The organism is Methylomonas paludis (genome assembly GCF_018734325.1).
Taxonomy (GTDB): Bacteria; Pseudomonadota; Gammaproteobacteria; order Methylococcales; family Methylomonadaceae; genus Methylomonas; species Methylomonas paludis.
In genome coordinates, this window is the sequence record NZ_CP073754.1 from 826787 (window position 1) to 849028 (window position 22242).

Annotated in this window: 19 protein-coding genes; 12 read left to right on the forward strand and 7 right to left on the reverse strand. The window is 48.0% G+C overall.

Going from position 1 to position 22242, the window contains the following annotated elements; translation table 11 throughout:
• Positions 1-295: 295 nt before the first annotated feature.
• The 8 genes from KEF85_RS03880 (at position 296) to KEF85_RS03915 (ending at position 7385) form a co-directional block, all read left to right on the forward strand.
• Positions 296-1645, forward strand: a complete 1350-nt coding sequence (locus tag KEF85_RS03880) for a Na(+)-translocating NADH-quinone reductase subunit A (RefSeq protein ID WP_215583411.1) — start codon at positions 296-298, stop codon at positions 1643-1645.
• Complete coding sequence (locus KEF85_RS03885) at positions 1646-2845, forward strand: NADH:ubiquinone reductase (Na(+)-transporting) subunit B (protein ID WP_215583412.1); 1200 nt, start codon at positions 1646-1648, stop codon at positions 2843-2845.
• Positions 2838-3701 (forward strand): Na(+)-translocating NADH-quinone reductase subunit C, encoded by an 864-nt coding sequence (locus tag KEF85_RS03890; RefSeq protein WP_215583413.1) that lies wholly within the window; start codon positions 2838-2840, stop codon positions 3699-3701. The genes KEF85_RS03885 and KEF85_RS03890 overlap by 8 nt, the downstream gene beginning before the upstream one ends.
• A 9-nt stretch (positions 3702-3710) precedes the next feature.
• Complete coding sequence (locus tag KEF85_RS03895; RefSeq protein WP_215583414.1) at positions 3711-4382, forward strand: NADH:ubiquinone reductase (Na(+)-transporting) subunit D; 672 nt, start codon at positions 3711-3713, stop codon at positions 4380-4382.
• Complete coding sequence (nqrE, locus tag KEF85_RS03900) at positions 4382-4990, forward strand: NADH:ubiquinone reductase (Na(+)-transporting) subunit E (RefSeq protein ID WP_215583415.1); 609 nt, start codon at positions 4382-4384, stop codon at positions 4988-4990. Before KEF85_RS03895 ends, nqrE begins: the two co-directional genes overlap by 1 nt.
• Before the next feature lie 10 nt (positions 4991-5000).
• The gene (gene nqrF, locus KEF85_RS03905; protein WP_215583416.1) at positions 5001-6221 is read left to right on the forward strand and encodes an NADH:ubiquinone reductase (Na(+)-transporting) subunit F; all 1221 of its coding nucleotides are present in this window, start codon (positions 5001-5003) and stop codon (positions 6219-6221) included.
• Positions 6222-6431: 210 nt separating this feature from the next.
• On the forward strand, positions 6432-6632 hold the full coding sequence (gene nqrM, locus KEF85_RS03910; protein WP_215583417.1) for a (Na+)-NQR maturation NqrM: 201 nt from the start codon (positions 6432-6434) through the stop codon (positions 6630-6632).
• A 228-nt stretch (positions 6633-6860) separates the two neighbouring features.
• Complete coding sequence (locus tag KEF85_RS03915; RefSeq protein WP_215583418.1) at positions 6861-7385, forward strand: YgjV family protein; 525 nt, start codon at positions 6861-6863, stop codon at positions 7383-7385.
• 7 nt (positions 7386-7392) lie between these two features.
• Here the strand turns inward: KEF85_RS03915 and zwf are convergent, their stop codons facing one another.
• Complete coding sequence (gene zwf, locus KEF85_RS03920) at positions 7393-8880, reverse strand: glucose-6-phosphate dehydrogenase (RefSeq protein WP_215583419.1); 1488 nt, start codon at positions 8878-8880, stop codon at positions 7393-7395.
• Between the two features lie 278 nt (positions 8881-9158).
• Positions 9159-10229, reverse strand: a complete 1071-nt coding sequence (queG, locus tag KEF85_RS03925) for a tRNA epoxyqueuosine(34) reductase QueG (RefSeq protein WP_215583420.1) — start codon at positions 10227-10229, stop codon at positions 9159-9161.
• A 50-nt stretch (positions 10230-10279) separates the two neighbouring features.
• Between queG and KEF85_RS03930 the strand changes: the two genes are divergently transcribed.
• The 3 genes from KEF85_RS03930 to KEF85_RS03940 all read left to right on the forward strand — a co-directional run bounded on the left by KEF85_RS03930 (position 10280) and on the right by KEF85_RS03940 (position 13804).
• Positions 10280-11749, forward strand: coding sequence for an NAD(P)H-hydrate dehydratase (locus KEF85_RS03930; protein WP_215583421.1), 1470 nt, complete (start codon positions 10280-10282; stop codon positions 11747-11749).
• A 147-nt stretch (positions 11750-11896) separates the two neighbouring features.
• Positions 11897-12946 (forward strand): cation diffusion facilitator family transporter, encoded by a 1050-nt coding sequence (locus KEF85_RS03935; protein WP_215583422.1) that lies wholly within the window; start codon positions 11897-11899, stop codon positions 12944-12946.
• Between the two features lie 207 nt (positions 12947-13153).
• Positions 13154-13804, forward strand: a complete 651-nt coding sequence (locus KEF85_RS03940; protein ID WP_215583423.1) for an HvfX family Cu-binding RiPP maturation protein — start codon at positions 13154-13156, stop codon at positions 13802-13804.
• A gap of 23 nt (positions 13805-13827) precedes the next feature.
• On the opposite strand, the gene KEF85_RS03945 is transcribed toward KEF85_RS03940, so the two are convergent.
• A complete protein-coding gene (locus KEF85_RS03945; RefSeq protein ID WP_215583424.1) occupies positions 13828-15063 on the reverse strand; it encodes a glycosyltransferase in 1236 nt (411 codons plus the stop codon).
• Between the two features lies 1 nt (position 15064).
• Positions 15065-15244, reverse strand: a complete 180-nt coding sequence (locus KEF85_RS03950; RefSeq protein WP_215583425.1) for a hypothetical protein — start codon at positions 15242-15244, stop codon at positions 15065-15067.
• Positions 15245-15759: 515 nt separating this feature from the next.
• Between KEF85_RS03950 and KEF85_RS03955 the strand changes: the two genes are divergently transcribed.
• The gene (locus tag KEF85_RS03955; RefSeq protein WP_215583426.1) at positions 15760-16950 is read left to right on the forward strand and encodes a glycosyltransferase family 4 protein; all 1191 of its coding nucleotides are present in this window, start codon (positions 15760-15762) and stop codon (positions 16948-16950) included.
• Positions 16951-17128: 178 nt separating this feature from the next.
• Here KEF85_RS03955 and KEF85_RS03960 read toward each other — a convergent pair whose 3' ends face one another.
• The 3 genes from KEF85_RS03960 to KEF85_RS03970 all read right to left on the reverse strand — a co-directional run bounded on the left by KEF85_RS03960 (position 17129) and on the right by KEF85_RS03970 (position 22218).
• Positions 17129-18523: a right-handed parallel beta-helix repeat-containing protein gene (locus KEF85_RS03960; protein WP_215583427.1), complete on the reverse strand. Its 1395-nt coding sequence runs from the start codon at positions 18521-18523 to the stop codon at positions 17129-17131.
• A gap of 1133 nt (positions 18524-19656) precedes the next feature.
• Entirely contained in the window at positions 19657-20751 is a 1095-nt protein-coding gene (locus tag KEF85_RS03965; RefSeq protein WP_215583428.1) for an acyltransferase family protein, read from the reverse strand.
• Positions 20752-21276: 525 nt separating this feature from the next.
• Positions 21277-22218, reverse strand: a complete 942-nt coding sequence (locus tag KEF85_RS03970) for a histone deacetylase family protein (RefSeq protein ID WP_215583429.1) — start codon at positions 22216-22218, stop codon at positions 21277-21279.
• Between the last annotated feature and the right edge of the window lie 24 nt (positions 22219-22242).

Consider the following 22242-nt stretch of genomic DNA (forward strand, 5'->3'; position numbering starts at 1 on the left):
TCAAAGTTGTCTGAAAAAATACCCAGTAAATCACTTAGGTATTCAAATTATAACCTTTATAGGCCCGAAACAGGAAATTGTCTGGAAACGATGATTTATTGCACCGCATTTGGGCGCTTGGCTGGGAATGGCTGTCAGTGCCAAATTTGTTGCGCTGCAAGCAGCAATTGTCGTTGAGAAAGCTGATAACTTGTGATGTAATGTCCAGGTTAATGATTTGAAGTGCCCTTTGGGTAAAGTGGTTCTCATTAGGGCTGTTTCGTGAAAATTTGTCTGGAGAGCAGGCGTATCTACTATGCAATTTACAATTAAAAAAGGTTTGGATTTACCTATCACGGGTAGACCCGAACAAAACATAACCGAAGGTAACAGCATTCAGTCGGTAGCCCTGTTGGGCGACGATTATGTTGGTCTGAAACCAAAAATGTCGGTCGTGGAAGGCGATAAAGTAAAATTGGGCCAGGTGCTGTTTTCTGACAAGAAAAATCCAGGTGTCAACTTTACTTCGCCCGCTGCCGGCGTGGTCAAGGCTATCAATCGTGGCGACAAACGCGCGTTGCTTTCCGTAGTCATCGAAATACAGGGGAATGAACAGGAAACATTTGCGCGCTATGACGAATCCCAGCTAATTAATCTTAGCCCGGAGCAAGTTAAAGAAAATCTGCTGAATTCCGGTTTGTGGACCAGCTTTGTCACCCGGCCCTACGGCAAAATTCCAGAAACCAATACCACCCCTAACGCAATTTTTGTTACTGCCATCGATACTCGGCCTCTGGCTGCCGATCCGGTCGTGGTTATTAAAGAACGCGCCAACGATTTCAGCAATGGTTTAACTATCATCTCCAAGCTCAGTGGTGGAAAAACCTATTTGTGCAAAGCCACCGGCGCAGACATTGCCGGCAGCACTGCTGTGGAAACCGCAGAATTCAGTGGTCCGCATCCCGCCGGATTGCCCAGCACCCATATCCATTTCCTTGAGCCGGTCAACATCAAAAAATTTGTCTGGCATATCGACTATCAAGCGGTTATCGCCATTGGTGCATTGTTTACCAGCGGTCAATTGAATGTTGAACGTATAGTGTCTTTGGCTGGTCCAACCGTTAAACAGCCCAGACTGGTTCGTACCCGGGTTGGCGCCAATCTGCAGGAACTCACTGCCGGTGAATTACAAGAAGGCGTTGAAAGCCGGGTTATTTCCGGCTCAGTGCTGTACGGTCATGAAGCCAGCGGCCCATTAGCCTATTTAAGTACCTATAACCTCCAGGTTTCGGTCCTTAAAGAAGGTCGTGAGCGCGAACTGTTCGGCTGGATCGTACCTGGTAAGGATAAATATTCAGCGCTGAACGTTTATGTATCCAGCAAAGATCGCAAAGATGGTCGCCAGTTCCCGTTAACTACCGATAAAAACGGCAGTAACCGCGCCATTGTGCCGGTCGGCGTTTATGAAGCCGTCATGCCGTTGGATATTCTGGCTACCCCATTGCTCAAAGCCATCGTCATCGGTGATACCGATGTTGCTCAGGCGCTGGGTTGTCTGGAGTTGAGCGAGGAAGATGTCTCCCTGTTCACTTTTGTAGACCCAGGTAAACATGACTTCGCTCCGGTACTCCGAGCTAATTTAAATAAAATTGAGAAGGAAGGATAAATGTCGGCTAGAGATTTTTTAGATAGCATAGAGCCGCATTTTACAAAAGGTGGCAAGCTGGAAAAGTATTACGGCCTCTATGAAATGGTCGATACCTTCATCTATACGCCGTCTGATGTAACTCGCGGCACAACCCACGTTAGAGACGGCAACGATCTGAAACGTACCATGACTTTTGTGGTAATTGCCACTTTTTTCTGTATTTTGATGGCTTGGTATAACACCGGCTATCAGGCCAATCTGGCCATGCAGCAATTGGGTGTCGAAACCATTAACGGCTGGCGCAGTTGGCCTATGGCCTTGTTCGGCTATAACCCGTACAACCCGTTTTCCTGTGTTGTACACGGCATGTTGTATTTCTTCCCGATCTACATCACCACCCTGGCAGTAGGCGGCATCTGGGAAGTTCTGTTTGCTACCGTGCGTAAGCACGAAGTCAACGAAGGCTTTCTGGTATCTTCCATGCTGTACACCCTGATCCTGCCGGCAGAAATGCCTTTATGGCAGGTTGCTCTGGGTATCTCTTTCGGTATCGTGCTGGGAAAAGAGGTATTCGGCGGTACAGGTAAAAACTTTCTCAATCCCGCTTTAACCGGCCGGGCCTTTCTGTTCTTCGCCTATCCGGCTTCAATCTCAGGCGACGCCGCCTGGATACCGGTAGACGGATTCAGTGGTGCAACTGCCTTATCACTGGCTTCGGCGGGTGGTTTGGAAGCCATCAAAAACAGCTTTAGCTGGTTTCAGGCATTCTTCGGCTTCATTCCCGGTTCCATGGGTGAAACCTCAACCCTGGCTTGTCTGTTAGGTGCGGCATTTTTACTTTACACCAGAGTGGCTTCCTACCGCATTATGGGTGGAGTATTGATCGGCATGATCAGCGCTTCCACATTGCTGAACATCGTCGGTAGCGATACCAACCCCATGTTTGCCATTCCCTGGTATTGGCATCTGGTGCTGGGCGGTTTTGCTTTCGGTACCGTCTACATGGCAACTGATCCGGTGTCTGCTGCGGCAACCGATACCGGTAGATGGATATATGGTGGGCTGATCGGCGTGATGATCATCATCATCAGGGTTATCAATCCGGCTTTTCCGGAAGGTGTGATGCTGGCAATTCTTTTCTCCAACATGTTTGCGCCATTGATTGATTACTTTGTTGTTCAGGCAAATATTAGAAGAAGGATCAAACGTCATGCTTAACGCCGAGAAAAAAACCTGCAAATATAACGAACAGCTCTGCAAGTATTACGAGCAGTTCAAGGCTTATGCTCAAGAAATTCTGGCCTTGAGCAATGACAGTCTGAGAAAAACCGTCAATGTTGCATTGGCCTTGTGTTTGGTGTGCGCGGTGTTGGTATCATTAGCCACCGTGGCCTTGCGGCCGCTGCAAGTGCACAATAAAGCCCTGGATATGAAGAAAAATATCCTGGATGTGGCCAACCTGCTTGATGATACGACTAATATCGATCAGACATTCAAGGACAGAATCGAAAGCAAACTGGTCGATCTGAAAACCGGCAATTACATCGATACATTGAATGTCGATGAATACGACCAGCGTAAGGCCGCCAAAGACCCGGAATTGAGCGAAGCTATCCCGCCCGAGAAAGATATCGCCAGTATCCGCGTCAAAGCCAAATACGCCAAAGTGTATCTGGTGAAAAAAGGTGACCAGTTGCAATCCATCATCCTGCCGGTCAGCGGTTACGGCTTGTGGTCCACCATGTACGGCTTCCTGTCACTGGAGCCGGATGGTCAGACCGTGCAAAGCATTAACCTGTATGATCAAGCTGAAACTCCGGGCCTGGGCGGTGAGGTGGTAAACCCCATCTGGCGCGGCACATGGAAAGGTAAAAAAGTTTATTCGGACAAAGGTGAAGTGGTTTTGGCTCTGGTCAAAGGCGGTGTCGATCCAAGTCGTCCAGATGCCGTCAATAAAGTTGATGGCCTGGCCGGCGCCACTTTAACCAGTCGTGGTGTCAGCAATCTGATCCAGTATTGGCTGGGTAATGAAGGTTTTGCTGCTTATCTGAACAAAATTAGAACTAACGGTTAGGAGAAAGCTATGGATAAAGAAACCAAAAAAGTACTATTCGAACCCTTGGTGGATAACAACCCCATCACCTTACAGGTGTTGGGTGTGTGTTCGGCACTGGCGGTGACTTCACAAATGTCCACTTCGCTGATCATGGCCTTGGCTCTCACTTCGGTGACAGCCTGTTCCAGTGCCGCGATTAGTTTTGTTAGGGAACATATCCCCGGCAGCATCCGTATTATTGTGCAAATGATCATCATTGCCTCCTTGGTTATCGTGGTCGATCAGTTATTGCGCGCTTTTGCGTTTGATGTCAGTAAAAAACTATCGGTGTTCGTTGGTCTGATTATCACCAACTGTATCGTCATGGGGCGTGCAGAAGCCTATGCCATGAAAAATCCACCGCTGCAAAGCTTTTTGGATGGTATCGGCAACGGTTTGGGCTACAGCCTGATTCTGGTGCTGGTCGCCACTTTCAGAGAAACCCTGGGTTCCGGCAAATGGTTGGGCTTTGAAGTACTGCCGTTGGTAAAAGACGGCGGCTGGTATGTGCCTAATGGCTTGATGTTGTTGCCGCCCAGTGCATTTTTCATAATCGGACTGATCATCTGGGGCTTCCGCTCATGGAAACCTAAACAGGTTGAACAAAACGAGTTTAAAATTCTGCCGATTGCTCATGGCGTGGCAGGAGGGGCCCACTAATGGAAGCTTATATCAGCTTATTTATTAAAGCCGTATTCATCGAAAATCTGGCGTTGTCCTTCTTCCTGGGCATGTGTACTTTCTTGGCCGTGTCCAAGAAAATTTCCACAGCTATGGGTTTAGGCATCGCGGTTATGGTGGTACAAACCCTGACTGTTCCAGCCAATAACTTTATCTATCAAACCCTGTTAAAAGAAGATGCACTGAAATGGCTGGGCATCACTGGTGTGGATCTCAGCTTCTTAAGTTTGCTGAGCTGCATCGGTATGATTGCCGCTATCGTGCAAATCCTGGAAATGATCCTCGACAAGTTTTTCCCGGCCCTGTATCAGGCTCTGGGTATCTTCTTGCCGCTGATCACCGTCAACTGCGCCATCCTGGCTGGTAGTTTGTTCATGATAGAACGTGACTACAACTTCGGTGAAAGTACGGTCTACGGCATCGGCAGCGGCTTCGGCTGGGCGTTGGCCATTACCGTAATGGCGGGTGTGCGCGAAAAACTTAAATACAGTGATATTCCGGCGGGCTTACAAGGTCTAGGCATCACTTTTATTACAGCTGGTCTGATGTCTTTGGGCTTCATGGCTTTCTCTGGAATTCAATTATAAGGGTATCGTAATGCTGGAAATTGCATTAGGTGTTATTTTCTTCACGGCTATCGTGATTGCGCTGGTGTTCCTGATCATCGGAGCCAAGAGCAAGCTGGTAGCCTCGGGAGATGTGGAAGTTCTGATCAATCATGAAAAGAAAATCCACGTCCCGGTTGGCTCAAAACTTTTAACTGCACTGGCCGAAAACCAGCTGTTTGTCTCCTCTGCTTGCGGCGGCGGCGGCACTTGCGGACAATGCAAAGTCAAAATTCATAGCGGCGGCGGCGATATTTTGCCCACCGAGTTATCTCACATCAGCAAACGCGAAGCTGCTCACGGCGAACGTCTGGCTTGTCAGGTATCCATCAAACAAAATATGGATGTCGAAGTTGAAGACAGCGTATTTGGTGTGAAAAAATGGGAATGCACGGTTAAATCCAACGATAACGTGGCTACCTTTATTAAAGAACTGGTGCTGGAATTACCACCAGGAGAAGCCATCAACTATCGGGCCGGCGGTTACATTCAAATCGAATGTCCTCCGCATATTTCCAAGTATGCCGATATGAATATTGCTGAAGAATATCGGCCGGATTGGGATAATTTTAATCTGTGGCGCTATGTCTCTGAAGTCAAAGAACCGACTTTGCGGGCCTACTCAATGGCATCCTATCCGGAAGAAAAGGAAATCATGCTCAATGTCCGGATTGCCACACCGCCGCCTAGAGCGCCGGAAGGCACACCGCCAGGTATCATGTCATCCTTTATTTTTAACCTGAAGCCAGGTGACAAAGTATTCGTATCAGGACCTTACGGCGAATTTTTCGCCAAAGACACTGATAACGAAATGGTCTTCGTCGGCGGTGGTGCAGGTATGGCGCCGATGCGTTCACATATCTTCGACCAATTACGCCGGCTGAAATCCAAACGCAAGATGACATTCTGGTATGGTGCACGTAGTAAACGTGAAATGTTCTACGTAGAAGATTTCGATATGCTGGCCAAAGAAAACGACAACTTCGAATGGCATGTGGCATTATCCGATGCCCTACCGGAAGACAACTGGACCGGTTACACAGGCTTTATCCATAATGTCTTGTTTGAAGAGTTCATTAAAAAGCATCCGTCACCTGAAGATTGTGAATACTACATGTGCGGACCACCAATCATGAACACCTCAGTGATAAACATGCTGATTGCTAACGGTGTCGATCCAGAAAACATCATGCTGGACGACTTTGGCGGCTAAGCCGGCTTAAAGCTGACAACAGACGAGGCCTAATCGAATCGATTACGCCTCGTTTTCTATTTCAGCCGTTAAAAAATCGGGTGCGATGGAAACTAAATGTAAAGATCACAGCCTAAGCATTATCACAAAGTCAAACTTTAGCCACAACATCAGCCGCTTTTTGCCTGGCTCCGGCTAGACAAAACCGAATAAAATTCACAGGAGAACATCATGGCCTATTTTTTCATCACTTTCTTTGTCATGCTGGCGGTACTGGCTATCATGGCAGTCGGCGTCATCTTTGGTCGTAACGCCATCAAAGGCTCATGCGGCGGAACCGGCAATTGTATTTGCACAGAAAAATGCGACAAAAGAAAACAGTTGGATGCCCAGCAAGCCGCTGGTGAATCCGAACTGAAAGCCAATATTTAAACTGATCTGGGCAACATTAGTCAGCTAGGGTGGATTCGCCTCAGGCTATCCACCAAAACAGCTATCAACTGCTTGTAGCCTCGATGAAACGAAGTGGAATCGAGGCATTCACACGTATCATCCGAAGTTGCAAACCAAATTCAATGATGCGTGGTCGGTCATCAATTCCAAAGTCGATAAACTTTGGCAAATTAAGCCAAATTAATTTCCCAATGTTGTCTGCCACTCATGCCTCAGCAACTCGCCGCTTTCCTCACTCCGCAAATTCTGGCCTACCTGATAGGCAGTGTTGGGATATTGGTCGAATGGCGGGCATATTACCAGCCTAATCAACAAAGCTTTCGTTACTGGTCTGCGGCAGGCGCATTACTTTGGGCGGCACAATACATACTGTTAGATGCGGTCACTGCCGGTCTGACCATGGCTACTACCGCCTTGCGGACACTAATTTCCGCCGGTAAGTTAAGCCGAACTGGTCGGCACGGTTTGGCTATGGTGTTTAGCCTGGTGTTTGGCTTGCTCACCGCGCTGTCCTGGCAGGGTAATATTTCCTTATTACCCGGCTTTGCAGTAATCAATACCAGCATTGCCCTGTTTTATCTGGATAACCGCAGCATGCGGATAGCGTTATTGGTTTCCAGTCTGGCCTGGATCGCCAACGATTACTGCTGGCAGGCCTGGCCGGCCCTAATAGCCGAAACCGTGGCCATGTTGATCAACCTCAAAACCATCCGCACCTTGAACAGGGCATAAGCTTCAGCTACTGATTATCCGGCAGCAGGGAATTACGCCAGAATTGTCCCTCTTTTTCAAACAGACGCTGGCTTTCAGTCGGCCCCCAGGAGCCGGCCGGATAAGTGGCAATATAGTCCCGCTCAGTGGCCCAATACTGCAGAATAGGATCGACAATCCGCCAGGCATATTCCACCTCATCAAATCTTAAAAACAGCGAACGGTCACCCTTCATCACGTCCAGCAGCAAATCTTCGTAAGCATCAACCTGGCGTTCATCGGCATTACGAAAACTGGCATCAAGACTGGTGGTGCGGGTACGCATTTCCAAACCAGGTTCCTTAACCGTCATTTCCATGCGGATACATTCCTCAGGCTGGATACCCAGCAACACCCAATTTGGATTCATACAATCAACAGGCGTATCCCGGAAAAACTGTAAGGGCGGGTGCCGGAAGCAAATGGAAATACTGGATTGCCCGGCAGCCAAGCGTTTGCCGGTGCGTAAATAAAACGGTACCCCGCGCCAGCGCCAGTTATCGATCAGAACCTTAAGTGCCGCATAGGTTTCCGTGGTACTGTCGCCGGGAATATTAGCCTCGTCCAAATAACCGCCGACTTTTTCGCCTTTCACCGTACCCTTGCTGTATTGAGCCCGAAAAGCGTGAGCGTGCACCGCCGATTTGGGAATAGGCCGAATCGATTTGAGTACTTTCACTTTTTCATCGCGCAGACCTTCCGCATCCATGGATACCGGTGGTTCCATCGCCACCAGCGTCAACAATTGCAGTAAATGGCTTTGCAGCATATCGCGCATGGCCCCGGCGCCATCGTAATATTCACCACGCCCGCCGATGCCGATATCCTCAGCATGAGTAATCTGAATATGATCAATATAATTTCGGTTCCACAACGGCTCCAGCATCACATTGGCAAAGCGGAATACCAGCACATTTTGCACCATGCCTTTACCCAGATAATGATCAATCCGGTAAATCTGCTCCTCGGTTAAATGACGCTCCAGCCGCTTTTGTAAAGCCTTGGCGCTTTCCAGGTCATAGCCTATGGGTTTTTCAATAATCACCCGCCGCCAGCCGTATTCTTCACTTAATAAAGCCACCAGACTCAAATTCTCAATCACCGTACTAAAGTCACCTGGACTGATCGCCAGATAAAACGCCATGTTTTTGGAAAACTGCGGCTGATTATTCACATTGGTTGCCAGAGCTTGATAACATTCAGCTTCATCCAGATTGCCGCGGTGATATTCCAGTCTGGCGCTGAATTTGGCAAAAATAGTTTCATCCAGGCCCTGACCGGATTTTTCAATCAGAAACCGCTTTACTTCTGCCGTCCAGGTCTGCTTATCCCAGGGCCGTCGGCCAACAGCAATAATTCGAGTATCATCCGGCAGCTTATTTTCCAGTTCCAGATGATAAAAACCCGGAATCAGTTTCAATTTAGCCAGATTACCGGTCGCACCGAAAATCACATAAGTACAAGAATCAGTCGTCATAGATGCTCCTAATCAGCTCATAACCCAAGGGAAAGTTGAGCATACTGTACTAACAGCGCATTCAGCAAGGTAAATTATTGAAAAATAAAAGCATTATAATAAGTGTGGTTGATGGAAAAATGGGGTCAGGTTCAATTTCCAAGCATGGTAGCGGCTAAGGATAATTTAACCCGACCCGAAAGCCACATACTTAAGATAATTAGCAGGGTAGGGCTGGTCACCAAGTACGGTTGATAGTGGGTAGGGTGGATTCGCCGCAAGGCAATCCGCCGGCTTTGCTAAATGCGCTCCTGCAACCGGGTCAAAGCCCAGTCCACATGTTCGCCCACCAAAGCGTCAGTATTCGCCAGTTTTTCACTCAGCGCCTGCAGGACTTCAGGTTCGGCTCGGCCATTGCCCAGCGCCACAGCGATATTTCGTAACCAGCGCTGATGACCAATCCGGCGTATCGCAGAACCTTCGGTTTTTTGCAAAAACTCAGCTTCATCCCAGCCAAACAACTCTAACAAAGTCCGGCTATCCAATTGATAACGCGGTTTAAAATCGGCTTCCACGCTGAGCTTTGCAAACCGGTTCCACGGGCAGATCAATTGACAATCATCGCAGCCGTAGATGCGGTTCCCCATTAAAGGCCGCAGCTGTTCCGGAATGCTGCCCTGCAGTTCGATGGTTAAATAGGAAATACATAAACGGGCATCGACTTGATATGGCCCAACGATAGCCTGAGTAGGGCAAATATCCAGACAGGCTGTACAGTCCCCGCAATGTTGGCTCACCGCCTGATCAGCAGGTAAGGGCAGGTCAGTGTAAAGCTCACCTAAAAAAAACCAGGAGCCGGCACTGCGATTAAGCAAATTACTGTGTTTGCCTATCCAGCCCAGTCCGGCTTTGGCGGCAATAGCTTTTTCCAGTACCGGCGCACTGTCCACAAACGCCCGATAGCCAAATTCACCCACCTCGGTGCTGATCTGGTCCGCCAGTTTTTGCAAGCGCCGACGCAATACCTTGTGATAATCACGACCCAGAGCATATCGGGAAATAAAAGCCGCCGCTTTATCAGTTAACACCGCCCCACTGTCAGGCTGCGGGGTCGGCAGATAATCCAGCCGGGCGCTGATAATACTACGGGTACCGATTTCCAGCAGAGCAGGGCGACTGCGTTTCAGACCATGTTTGGCCATATACGCCATTTCACCGTGGAAGCCGGCTGCCAGCCAGTCTTGTAAATATCCCTCGGCTTCAGTCAAATTGGTATCGCTGATGCCGATTTGCTGAAACCCCAAATCCAGCCCCCACTGCTTAATCTGCTGGGCCAGTTGGTTAAAATCAATATTGTCGGTAGTGGGCATGGCGGCTGCAATATAATAGAGAGACTGTCACCATTTTACACAAACCAGCCATGCAAACATTACCGGAAAATCTGTATCAAACTGCACAGATCCGTGAGTTGGAAGCCAGGGCTGGTACCCTGGCCGACATTTCCACAGCAGAACTCATGCAGCGGGCCGGACAAGCCGTGTTTACCGAAGTTCAGCAACGCTGGCCGCAACAGCGCCGGCTTGCCGTTTTTTGCGGAGCGGGCAACAATGCCGGCGATGGCTATGTCGCGGCCAGACTAGCCCTGCAAGCCGGTTTTCAGGTCAGCGTTCATGCCGTCAGTCCTGTCGCCGCCTTGCAAGGCTTGGCCCTGAATGCCTATCAGGCCTACCAGCAAGCCAACGGCCAATTGGCTGAGCCGGATGCACCGCTTGCTGAAGATACCCTGATCATTGATGCCTTATTAGGCACCGGCCTTAATCGCCCGCTGACGCAGGCCTATGCCGATGCTATCCTGCAAATCAACAGCGCAGCATGCCCGGTTTTGGCCGTCGATATTCCCTCTGGATTACATGCCGATACTGGCCAAATTATGGGTAGTGCCGTGCAAGCCAGTGTCACGCTCAGTTTTATCGCTCTAAAACCCGGCTTATTCACCGGTCAGGCTGCCGATTGCTGCGGCGATATTGTATGTGCAGACTTGGGTGTACCCAGCGCCGCCTTTACAGATGTGCTGGTCGCGGCCAAACTGCTGAAAAAAGCCGGCTTTTCACCACGGCGGCCTAGTGCGCATAAAGGTCAGTTTGGTCATGTGTTACTGATAGGCGGTAATCATGGTTATAGTGGTGCTATTCGTCTGGCTGCGGAAGCGGCTTTACGTAGCGGAGCCGGCTTGGTTAGCCTTGCCACCCGCGCCAGTCACGCCGATCTGATACCACTGACCAGGCCGGAAATCATGAGTCATGGCGTCGAAACTATTGCCGAATTGTCAGTCTTGCTCAACAAAGCCAGCGTTATCGGCATCGGCCCAGGTTTGGCTCAGGATGACTGGGCGCTAGCCATGTTCAATTTGGCCATCAATGTCGGCAAACCGCTGGTGGTAGATGCAGATGCCCTCAATATTCTGGCTAAACATCCGCAACAGCGTGACAACTGGATATTGACGCCGCATCCCGGCGAAGCCGCCAGATTACTCAACACCACTACCGCCGCTATCGGCGCAGAGCGTTATCAGGCCGTCACCAGCTTACAGCAACGCTACGGTGGTGTGTGTGTATTAAAAGGTGCCGGCAGCCTGATTCGCGATGCCGAGCAGACCAGTGTCGGTACCACCGGTAATCCCGGCATGGCCGGCGGCGGCATGGGAGATGTGCTGACCGGCATCTGTACGGCTTTTCTGGCCCAGGGTTTATCGATTAGTAAAGCAGCTCAGCAAGCGGTCTATATACATGGGCAAGCTGCCGATATTAGTGCGGCCAAGTACGGTCAGCGTGGCATGCTGGCCAGTGATTTATTTGCTGAATTACGTACTTGTGTCAATACTGGGGATTGATATTAAACTTAAATTTAGCCGCGCCCACTTTCAGCAATGAAATGGTATATTTAGCCTGAGCGGGGGGATTCCTGTTGGGTAAATACCGGAATCATATAGCCCTTACTGCTGATTAACGACTGATAAGACCAAGGTCATAGGATAAATATGCATCAACATCAACTAAACAACTGGCAACATCCGCATAATTTTGTCAGCATCAACCGCAAAGGAGAGGTACGTTCCAAGTGGGTGTTGTTGTTAACTTTTTTCACCATGCTGGTCGAAATAGCCGCCGGTTTTAACTACCATTCCATGGCCTTGATGGCTGACGGCTGGCACATGGCCACTCATGTACTGGCGTTTATGATTACCCTGTTTGCTTATCGTTATAGTCGTATTCACGCCAAAGATCATACCTTTGCCTTCAGTCCCGCCAAAGTCAGCCTACTGGGCGGTTTTGCCAGCTCCATCGCCTTGGCGATGGTGGCATTAGTGATGATAGCGGAGTCGGCCATGCGTTTAGCCATGCCTGAGCTGATCCGCTTTGACGAAGCCATCCTGGTAGCCGGAGTAGGTCTGCTGGTTAATCTGCTCAGTGCGCTGCTATTAAGCGACCACCACGCCGACCACCACCACGGCCGGCCGGAACATCGGCATAATCTAGCCGATCACGATCACGATCACGATCACGATCATGAGCATGAGCATGAGCATGAGCATGAGCATGAGCATGAGCATGAGCATGAGCATGAGCATCATCCGGTCAAGCATCACGATCACAATTTGCGCGCGGCTTTTTTACATGTGATAGCCGATGCCCTGACTTCGGTGTTGGCCATTGTCGCCTTGCTGGCCGGTAAATATTATGGATGGGACTGGCTGGATGCAGTAATGGGATTTGTCGGCGCAGTGATTATTTTAATCTGGGCCTGGGGCCTGATCAAAGAAACCAGTCCGGTACTGCTCGATCAAAGTGTCGATATCGATTATAAACTGGCCATCCAAAATACCCTGGAGGCTGATGGTGAGTGCCGGGTCAGTGATTTGCACATCTGGCGCCTCGGTGCCGCACACTATGGTGTCATCGTCGTGATCGTTACCAGCTTCCCCAAGCCACCTTACTATTACCGCGCCAAACTGGCGAAATTCACCCAGTTGGAACACATTACCGTCGAAGTAAACTGTTGCGTAGGCGAAGCCTGCCTGGAACGCTGAATCCTGGCGTCTATTCAGCCAAGCTTATTGATTAGTCACAATTTCCACCGGCAGCAGAATATGCCACAATTAAGCGTAAACATAATTCCTTGATAACCAAGCCGCCTATAGGTGTATAACATATGCACCATGGCACCGGCAGACAAATGCAACTGGCGATCTCACGCAGCAACCATAAAACAAATAAATGCAGAAGGGGAAACTGGAATGGATAGAAATACAATTAAAACCACCTGGGCCTTAATCGTCAGCCACACACCAGCCATTGTCGCCCGGCTCAGGGCCGGCTGCGACAAGGCTAAACCAGCAGAGTTTCTGGCCCCGCTTTGCCTGCGCTTATATCTGGCGCCGGTATTCTGGATGGCCGGGGTACAGAAATTCAGCCACTTCAGTCAAACTGTCGAGTGGTTCGGCAACTCCGAAACCGGTTTAGGCTTACCGGCCCCGTATTTACTGGTATTGCTGGTCGCATTGTGCGAAACCCTGGGCGCCTTGTTTTTATTGTTGGGTTTTGCCACCCGGCTGATCACGCTACCCTTAATGATCATCATGCTGGTTGCCGCCTACAGTGTGCACCTGGAAAACGGTTGGTTAGCCATTGCCAGTGGCGACGGAATTTTCGCCAGCCCGCGTACCCAGGCCGCTATCGAGCGTCTGCAACAAGCTCAGGAAATTCTGCAAAACCAGGGCGATTACACCTGGTTAACCGAACACGGCAGCTTTGTGGTCTTGAACAACGGGATCGAATTTGCTGTCACCTACTTCATCATGCTGTTGGCACTATTCTTTAGCGGTGGCGGCCGCTTTCTGAGCGCCGATTACTGGCTGGTACAGCACTATTTCAGACAGCCGGACTAATATCAGCATCAAGTCGGAGGGAGTTATTTGGACAGCAACCGTTTATATTGATCAGCCAAGTTATTTGCCAATACGGCATAATTACGCACTTTACTGACATATTCCTGACCGAGTCGGGCCATTTCCGCAGATTTGGCCGGGTCGTTCAGCAAGCGTAATACCGCCTCGGCAAAAGCGTTTGCCTCAAGCGGCACACACAAACCACCACCGCTTTCAGTAACAACTTGCGCTTGATCCGGATTGTCGTTGACCACGACAGGTAAACCCAAAGCCATATATTCTATGGCCTTGGTTGGAGACGCGCTGTCCAGCAGGAAACCCCGTGGAAACGGTGAGATACCCACATCAGCACTGCGCAGATACGACCATGCGGTAGTCATGGGCAACCAACCGGTCCACAAAATCAAATCATTCACCCCCAGGCGTACGGCCTCCTCGCGCAGCCAGGCACGGTGAGCCGCATCTTCGGTATCGCCGATTAACACTAACAACACATTGGGTATCTGGGCTTTGATTTTATCCAGCATTTGAAACAGAACTTCGATTTGCCTGACTCTATCCAGGGTACCTAGATAGGCTACCACGCGTTTACCGGACAAGAGCGGATCGGTAGCTGCCGTAATCTGATCGGTTTGGGCTACCTCAGTATCTACCCCCATCGGTACCGGCGTCATGCGCTGTACTGGAATCCCGTAAGCCGCCAAGTCCAGCCGCATCTGTCTGCTTTGTACAAAAACATGGTCGGCACGCGGCAACACAATTTTATACAGCAAAAACTTGCCTATCCAACCTTGTAATAAGGGGAACCAGAAGCGCATCCCGCCTTTTAGCCCGCGTTTTTTAGCGCGGTCAATCTGACCTTCCGACTGTGGATAAGACAGCCAATAGTAGAATTGCAGGTGTTTTATTCTGGCGATAATCAGCCCGAATAACGCGGTCAAAGACATATCACGCACCTGTAAAGCCTGATATTTACTGGTATCGGCAGTCAGCAAAGACTTCAGGTTATGCCACAATTTCACCACATATTGGCCGGCGCGGTTATGCGGTACTCGGCAAAGTAACAACTCACCGCTTTGCCAAGGGCTTAATGGTTTGCCGGAAGCCGCCGGATCCTCCGCCGTTACCAGATCGCAATGAATACCATATCTAAGCAGATATTTACCGAACAAGGCGCTGACATCCTGTCGATGAGTAGGCCAGAATTCTTCAATAAAATACAGGATATGGAGGGGCTTATGCTGGGTAGGGTCGCTCACGTTATGGCCTATTCAGTTGATTAAAACCAGTTGCTGATTGTGCTGCGTTAGTCGTTGACCAACCTTGCTTTGCCGGATACGGCGTAGGATTTCTGAACGCAGTGATGCGCATCAATCGCGCACAATCCACCAGCAGAGTCGGCACATCCTCTGGTGCTGCCGTCAAAGTAATGTCGGTCAACCATTAGCCCTATTCTAGGTCAATTTACCGATTCGAGCGACAGCTGATGTTGCCACCAGTTTAAATCGGCTAAGACCAGACTGACACAGTGGCTATCTGGTTTGTCAAAATGCTAAAACCGCTTTGCCAATTCTGGCAAAAACTCATGCTAAAGCACAAGCAAAATTTCACTGAGCAATATTCAGAACTTGGCGTGCGGTAAATAGATAAATAAAATCAGTTTGTTATGATTTTATTGAGATTGATAGGGTTGATTGTTTTATTTGGCATAATATGTGCATTATCCTTAAGCTGTGTGTTTCTGCTTGAGCTATACTCAGTCAGTCGCATGGCTTTAGCTGCTAAGAATTGACATATAAAAGTAAAAAATGCGATAATTAAACATTGGTCTGCTGTCTAGAGCTGAAGGATTGTTTCGGCACGAAACTGCATTGTTAATAAGGTTATTCTGGCATGGTTTTTGGGTAAGTTCAAGATATTTATTTATCAATTATAGTGGTAGGTAGTTAGGAAATATGAAACGCACTTTATCTGTCATGATGCTTGGATTACGCGGTTTACCAAATGTACAAGGCGGCATTGAAGCTCATGTACAAAATCTGGCCTCGTATTTACAGGACATGGATTGTCGGGTGGATGTCATCGTCCGCTCCCCTTATCAACCAGTCGAACATCGTAAAGAATGGAACGGGATTCGTATCCACAGTTTATGGTCGCCGGTGTCTAAATCACTGGAAGCGATTACGCATACTTTTTTAGGTGTGTTGTACGCGGCAGTTAAACGCCCCGACATTCTGCACATTCATGCAGTTGGCCCTTCGCTGATGGTGCCTTTGGCGCGGATGCTGGGCTTAAGAGTAGTGGTCACTCATCACGGTCAGGATTATGATCGCCAAAAATGGGGCAAGCTGGCTAAATTCATGCTGAAGTCCGGCGAGTATTGCGGCATGAAAATGTCTAATGGCCGTATCGTGATTTCGGAGGTTTTAAAAAACCTGGTGCAAGACAAATACGCCAAAAAATCCACATTAATACCTAATGGGGTAGTAATGCCGGATTTGATAGACAGTGAAACCGCGTTAGACAAATTTGGTTTGACTGCTGGTAAATATATTTTGACTGTCAGCCGTCTGGTACCTGAAAAGCGCCATCTGGATTTGATTGAAGCCTTTAAAAAAGGCAGCCTTCCCGGCTGGAAACTGGTAATAGTCGGTGGTTCCGATCACCCGGATGCTTACACCAAAGCGGTTACAACTAGTGCCGCCAGTCACCCTGATGTGGTAATGACCGGTTTTCAAAGCGGTTTAGGGCTGAAAGAACTGTTTACCCATGCCGGGATGTTTGTATTGCCCTCTTCACACGAAGGTTTGCCGATTGCCATGCTGGAAGCCTTATCTTTTGGTTTGCCGGTCATCGCCAGCAATATACCGGCTAATCTGGAAGTGGGGATTCCCGAAAACCATTATTATCAAATGGGTGATGTAAACGCCTTAACTGCACGCCTGGAACTGTTTGCCGAAACAGCGCAGGACTCAATTGCTAAAACCAGATTAAGAGCCTGGGTTGATAATAAATACAACTGGGCAGATATTGCGGCAGCTACTTTACAGGTTTATGGGGATGTTGCCAAAACCAGCCGGTTTTTGCCGGTATCGACAATACCGAGTACACCGGGGTTCAACAACAATTTTGAATTGAGCGTATGAAAGATTGACCGGGTTGGTACACAGTTTTCCATCTATTAGAGCAGGTATAGTCGAGGACTGTTGATCGCTTTGACAGGACAGTGCTGATTGCCGTAGGCGGGATGACTATTCTGAAACTGGTATTGATTGGAGGAGCCCCAGGCCGGTTGTTAACCGGCTGGAGCCTGATGAGAACGCATTACTGAGCAATATATTGCAGCGGATCGACAAGATAGGCGCCTATATTTAAATTATTGCCTTGGCTGGTAATCAAGGTGCTACCAACGATAGTATTAATTTGAGTACCGACTGCCGGAGCATCACCGTCATTATCGGCATCAACCGTAAAATAACTGACGGCCAATTGTCCGGCAGCAGTTGATCCGGATAAGGCTAGCTCAGGATCGCCGACCAGATCATAGGCTGAGTTAAATGGTGGGGTGCTTGACCACAAATTATCCACAAATTGTAAATTGGACGATAAGGCCGGAACGCCGCTGGCCAGTGGGCCGCCATCATTGCGATAAATAATGTTGTTTTGGATAATAGATGCCTGATTAATCGGCCCCAGATTAAGTTCGCCATTAACTAGCGTGTTGTTGCTTACCAGTGCATTGGTCAGGCCGCTGCCTGACACTAAAGTCCAGGAAAACAGATCGACGTTGCCGTTTAGAAACATATTATTAATCACCGCGTTGTTGGTAGAGCGCGGTACGCTGGATACTTCATCCGCCAGAGACAGCAGATTGGCTTTTTTGCCTACTACATTGTTATTGGTGTTGTATACCAGATTGTCTTTAAAAATCACATTGGTGGCATCGGAAATATAAGTGTTTTCCGCCCAGTTGTCGTACACCACGTTGTTGCTGATAATCGTGCCGCTGGCTTCGTAGGTGGAAAGTCCTTCGCCCCAGACATTGTAGACTGTATTGCCGGTCAGCGTGGCGTGTTGGGTGATGCCTGTAACCGGATTGCGGGCGGCGCTGATACCGGTGCCCCACATGGCGCTGCCGCCGTTACCGATTAGATAGTTGTAATGTATCAAACTGGTCTGATACACGGTGCAGTTCTGCACTACGCTGTAATCGCCCTTGGCCAGAATGCCGATGCCCTGCACATTATGTACTATCAAATTGCTGACAGTGGTGTAATTGCCGGATAAATAAATGCCGGTGCCGCCGTTACGGACTTCAAAGCCGGAGACAACAATGTATTGGCCGCTAAGGTTGAAAAATGCATCGTAAAGGCCGGGTGTCAGGGTGCTGGCATCCAGTACCGGAGATTCGCCTGGGTAAGCCAGTACCCGGGTCGGATTGGCCGCTGTACTGTTTTGCAATAAATTGATCGCATATTCTTTATAGGTGCCGCCACGCACATATAAAGTGTCGCAAGCTTTGATTTTATAGCCTGAGGTGGCGATAGTTTTCCAGGGTCTGGTCAGCGTGCCTGGATTACTGTCACTGCCATTGGTCGCAACATAATAGGTGGAGCAAGTTGCTAATGACAGTTGCGGCATACAACCCAGTAAAGTACCGGCTAGTAACAATATGGCGGTAAAAAGCCCAAAATGGTTTTTGCGGAATTTAAATAACATAACAGCCTCCAAGATCATCCGTAAATTGAATTAATGTTTTTTGCGATGGGTGTGAGTGAACTTAAACGTCAGCTATCGATTTAAGTAGAGTGCCCAGCTTATTTTATTAATGCCTTTAAACGCATTGGCTTATGTACAAAACCAGGCTTAAATTAAAGTCGTTATTTTTAGAAACGGCTCTGATTGGCTTGTTATTTATGCATAAGCGAATGCACTAAAACAGCGATTGCTTGTAAACTTAAATTAGAATGGGCCGCGGATTTATAGGTCTTGGCGGCAAATATTTTGCTTATTAAACTGTCAAATATCCGGCTTAATTAAGCTTATCTTGGGTTTTAAGTCGATATTTTAAGAGCGATACTGGTAGGCGTAACTTTATATAGGCGGCTTATCCGTTTAATAGTCGCATATTAAGTACAGTGAGTGTTGAGCATAAAGCCAAACTTATTTGGCGGAAAATGCAATGTAAACCACTGGCAATCCAGAACTTAAAAATTTAAAAAGAGCTATGCATGAGAATTTGACAGTGTTTGACCGCTAAGCAAGTCAATACGGCTGGGTTGGTACGGCAAATAATCTACAAACCAGATGTAAATCTTTGCTGGATAGGCTGTAATAATGGGCAAGTTCTCCCAAATTCTTATTCCAGCAGTTCTGAGTAAGTATATTTCTGTTGTCGGTAAAGACGGGTGCTAAATTTTCTTTTTGACCATGGTATTGTCTAATGAGTCCAGAAACTCATTGTTACCGGCGTCTAGGTTGGTCAATCTAATGGCAGTTATTATGCCTATCAATCGAGAGTTTAACTCGTTAAACAAACTCCACCATGAGTTTTGCCCTGCGAGGGCAGGTCGATTAAGCCCCAGGCTTTAATCGAATTATGTTACCCGGATTAGCTGTGTCTCGCTACGTGTGCGTATTAATCAGGGCTAAGGTAAATCTTGCAATCGACTATATAATGCTTTTTTGAGTATGTCAACAAAAATTTAGCGACATTTGCCCGGAAGCTGGCAGCTCACGTTAGCTAACACATGAATATTCCGAGCAAATTGCCGGGCTGTTTTGCCCGGTTTAACCTCGCCAAGATCGTTGGTTTGATAAACCGGGTACGCCAAAAAAGTTCGCCACAAAGCTTAAATGAAACGTTTGCGCAAGCGATTAAACGGCTTCTCAATGCCAATGTGCATTAAATAAGCTAAAAGCCAAGCTAGGCCAAACCCCAGCACTGCCGCCAGATAAGGCGGCAAGTTGGTCTCATGTTTAAAATAACCTAGAATGGCATAATGCTCCAGATAGAACGAATATGAAAGCACGCCAAAGAAGCTGACCGCTTTATAATTTAACAGCTTAAAAAAGCCCCAGTCATAAAAGCGTATTGCCGAGATAAAAATCGGAAATAAAGCAATACACTGTAGGGTATATCTAAAGGTTTCCCGAAAAGACTCACCGCGGAACACCAGGCTGACTATCAGCAGCAGTATGCCCAGCGGCAATAGAATATACTTTAATTTAAAATCATGCCGACTAATATCATCCAGAACAGGATTTTTATAGACGGCAAGTATACAGCCGAATAACAGACTATCAAATCTGGTGTCGGATGTAGTGTAAGTACGTAACATATCTACTCCAACATAATTAACCAGATAATAACGCCAGGCCAAAATCACCAGGCAAATAAATAAAAAAACCAGGGCCTGCACTTTGGCGCTCAAATTGAGTTTGAGCATTGAAATATAAATAAATGGAAATAATAGATAATAGTGTTCTTCGACAGCCAGCGACCAGTAAGAGCCGGTGCCTATTGCCGTGCCGCCAGGGCCATAAAACGCCGTATAGTAATTAGTATAGTGCAATATTTGCGCTAAAAAAGGCATTAATTGAATATCGCCGGGGAGAATTTTATATATAGTCAATACCGTGGTTATCAGCAGCACAAAATAAAAGTTAGGCCAAATTCTGAAAAACCGCCGCAAATAAAAATGTCTGATATCAATACTATTATTTTTAATATATTCCTTTCTTAATAAAGTGGTAATCAAATATCCGCTCAGGAAGAAAAAAATTGTCACCCCTAAACCACCCGGCACATAATGACCATAAGCAGTATGTGAGACAAAAACCAGCAGGATAGCAACAGTCCGGATACCGTCCAGGGAAGGAATATGAAACTCACTTTTTCTAGGAGTATTTGTAGCAGGTATCGCACTTGAAATTGATTTATTCATAAAGTTAATGTCTTAAAGTCTAAAAACCGCTAAGCAGTGATGAATCGTGCAGTGAAACTTTGCTATTGCATGCTAGGCATGGTCTATGAAATTAACACATTCATCACCAAGGTTCAAGTTGCCATCTCAGCAAGCCGGCTAATTTATCCGGCAAAATCGTAATTTAAATCGATAGTCAATTTACTGACCCAGGGCAAATTTCAGACAATAAACCACCCCGATAAATTAAGGTGCTTGAACTTAAAGGATTTAAATTTTTCAGCTTAATTTATGCTGCAAAAAACAATATAAAGCCGTAACAATTCACCCTATTGAAAAGTAGATAGCGTAGCCTCGATGACACGGAGTGGAATCGAGGATTATCGCAGCAGATTCACCTAAAAACGCGATAGGATACAGCGAAGACATTTTGTCAAATCACTAAAAACGCCGTTGAATAGTTACATAAAGCTTAAGTTTTAGATCCTTATCGTTTAAACTCTGCCTGGTTTTTCCCGCAAACCAAGGCTGGTTCAGCCAATAATCTTAACTTTGAGCCACTAGGCAAAGTTGACTGACATGAGCCGTTACACAATCAGCCAGTGCCTGTAAATGATAACCGCCCTCCAGCACCGAAACGATACGACCCTGGCAACAATCTGCGGCTACTGCCATCAGCTGTTGGGTCAGCCATACATAATCGTCGGTTTCCAGCCTCAAATCGGCCAGCGGATCTAAGCGGTGACCGTCAAAGCCGGCAGAAATTAACAATAATTGCGGATTAAATCGGCGCAAAGCCGGAAACACCTGTTGACTATACAGACGGCGTAGCAAATCGCCAGTAGTGCCGGCTGCCAGCGGCAAATTAACAATGTTGCCCAAGCCGGTTTCGCTGCTCTGGCCGCTGCCGGGATAATGCGGCCATTGATGGCTGGAAACATACATGATATTAGGTTGTTGAACAAAGGCCGCCTGGGTGCCGTTACCATGATGCACATCAAAATCCACAATTGCCACCCGGTCAAGCTGGCGTTGGGTTCTGGCGTATTCCGCAGCAATGGCTATATTATTAAACACACAAAACCCCATGCTTCTAGACGGTTCTGCGTGATGACCGGGTGGCCGTACCGCACAAAAAGCATTATTTGCTTCCCCGCTACATACTTTATCCACAGCATCGCATACAGCACTCACGGCTAGCAAAGCCGCAGCCTTAGAGCCCGGCGAAATCACAGTATCGGCATCCAGATAAGCCTGCCCTGTTTGCGGGAAACTGTTAAAAACCTGCTCCAGCATAGCCGGGGTATGAATCAAACCAAGTTTGGCAGCAATATCAGCGCCGACCACCGGCTGAATTCTGACCAGACCGGCAGGCTGGGCTTGGGTCACCGCCCGTTCGATAAACCGCAGCCGGTCGGCACATTCAGGGTGGCCGACGCCAGTATTATGCTTTAAAAAATCCGGGTGACTATAGTACAAGGTGGTCATGGCAACTGGCTCACTTTAGGCACA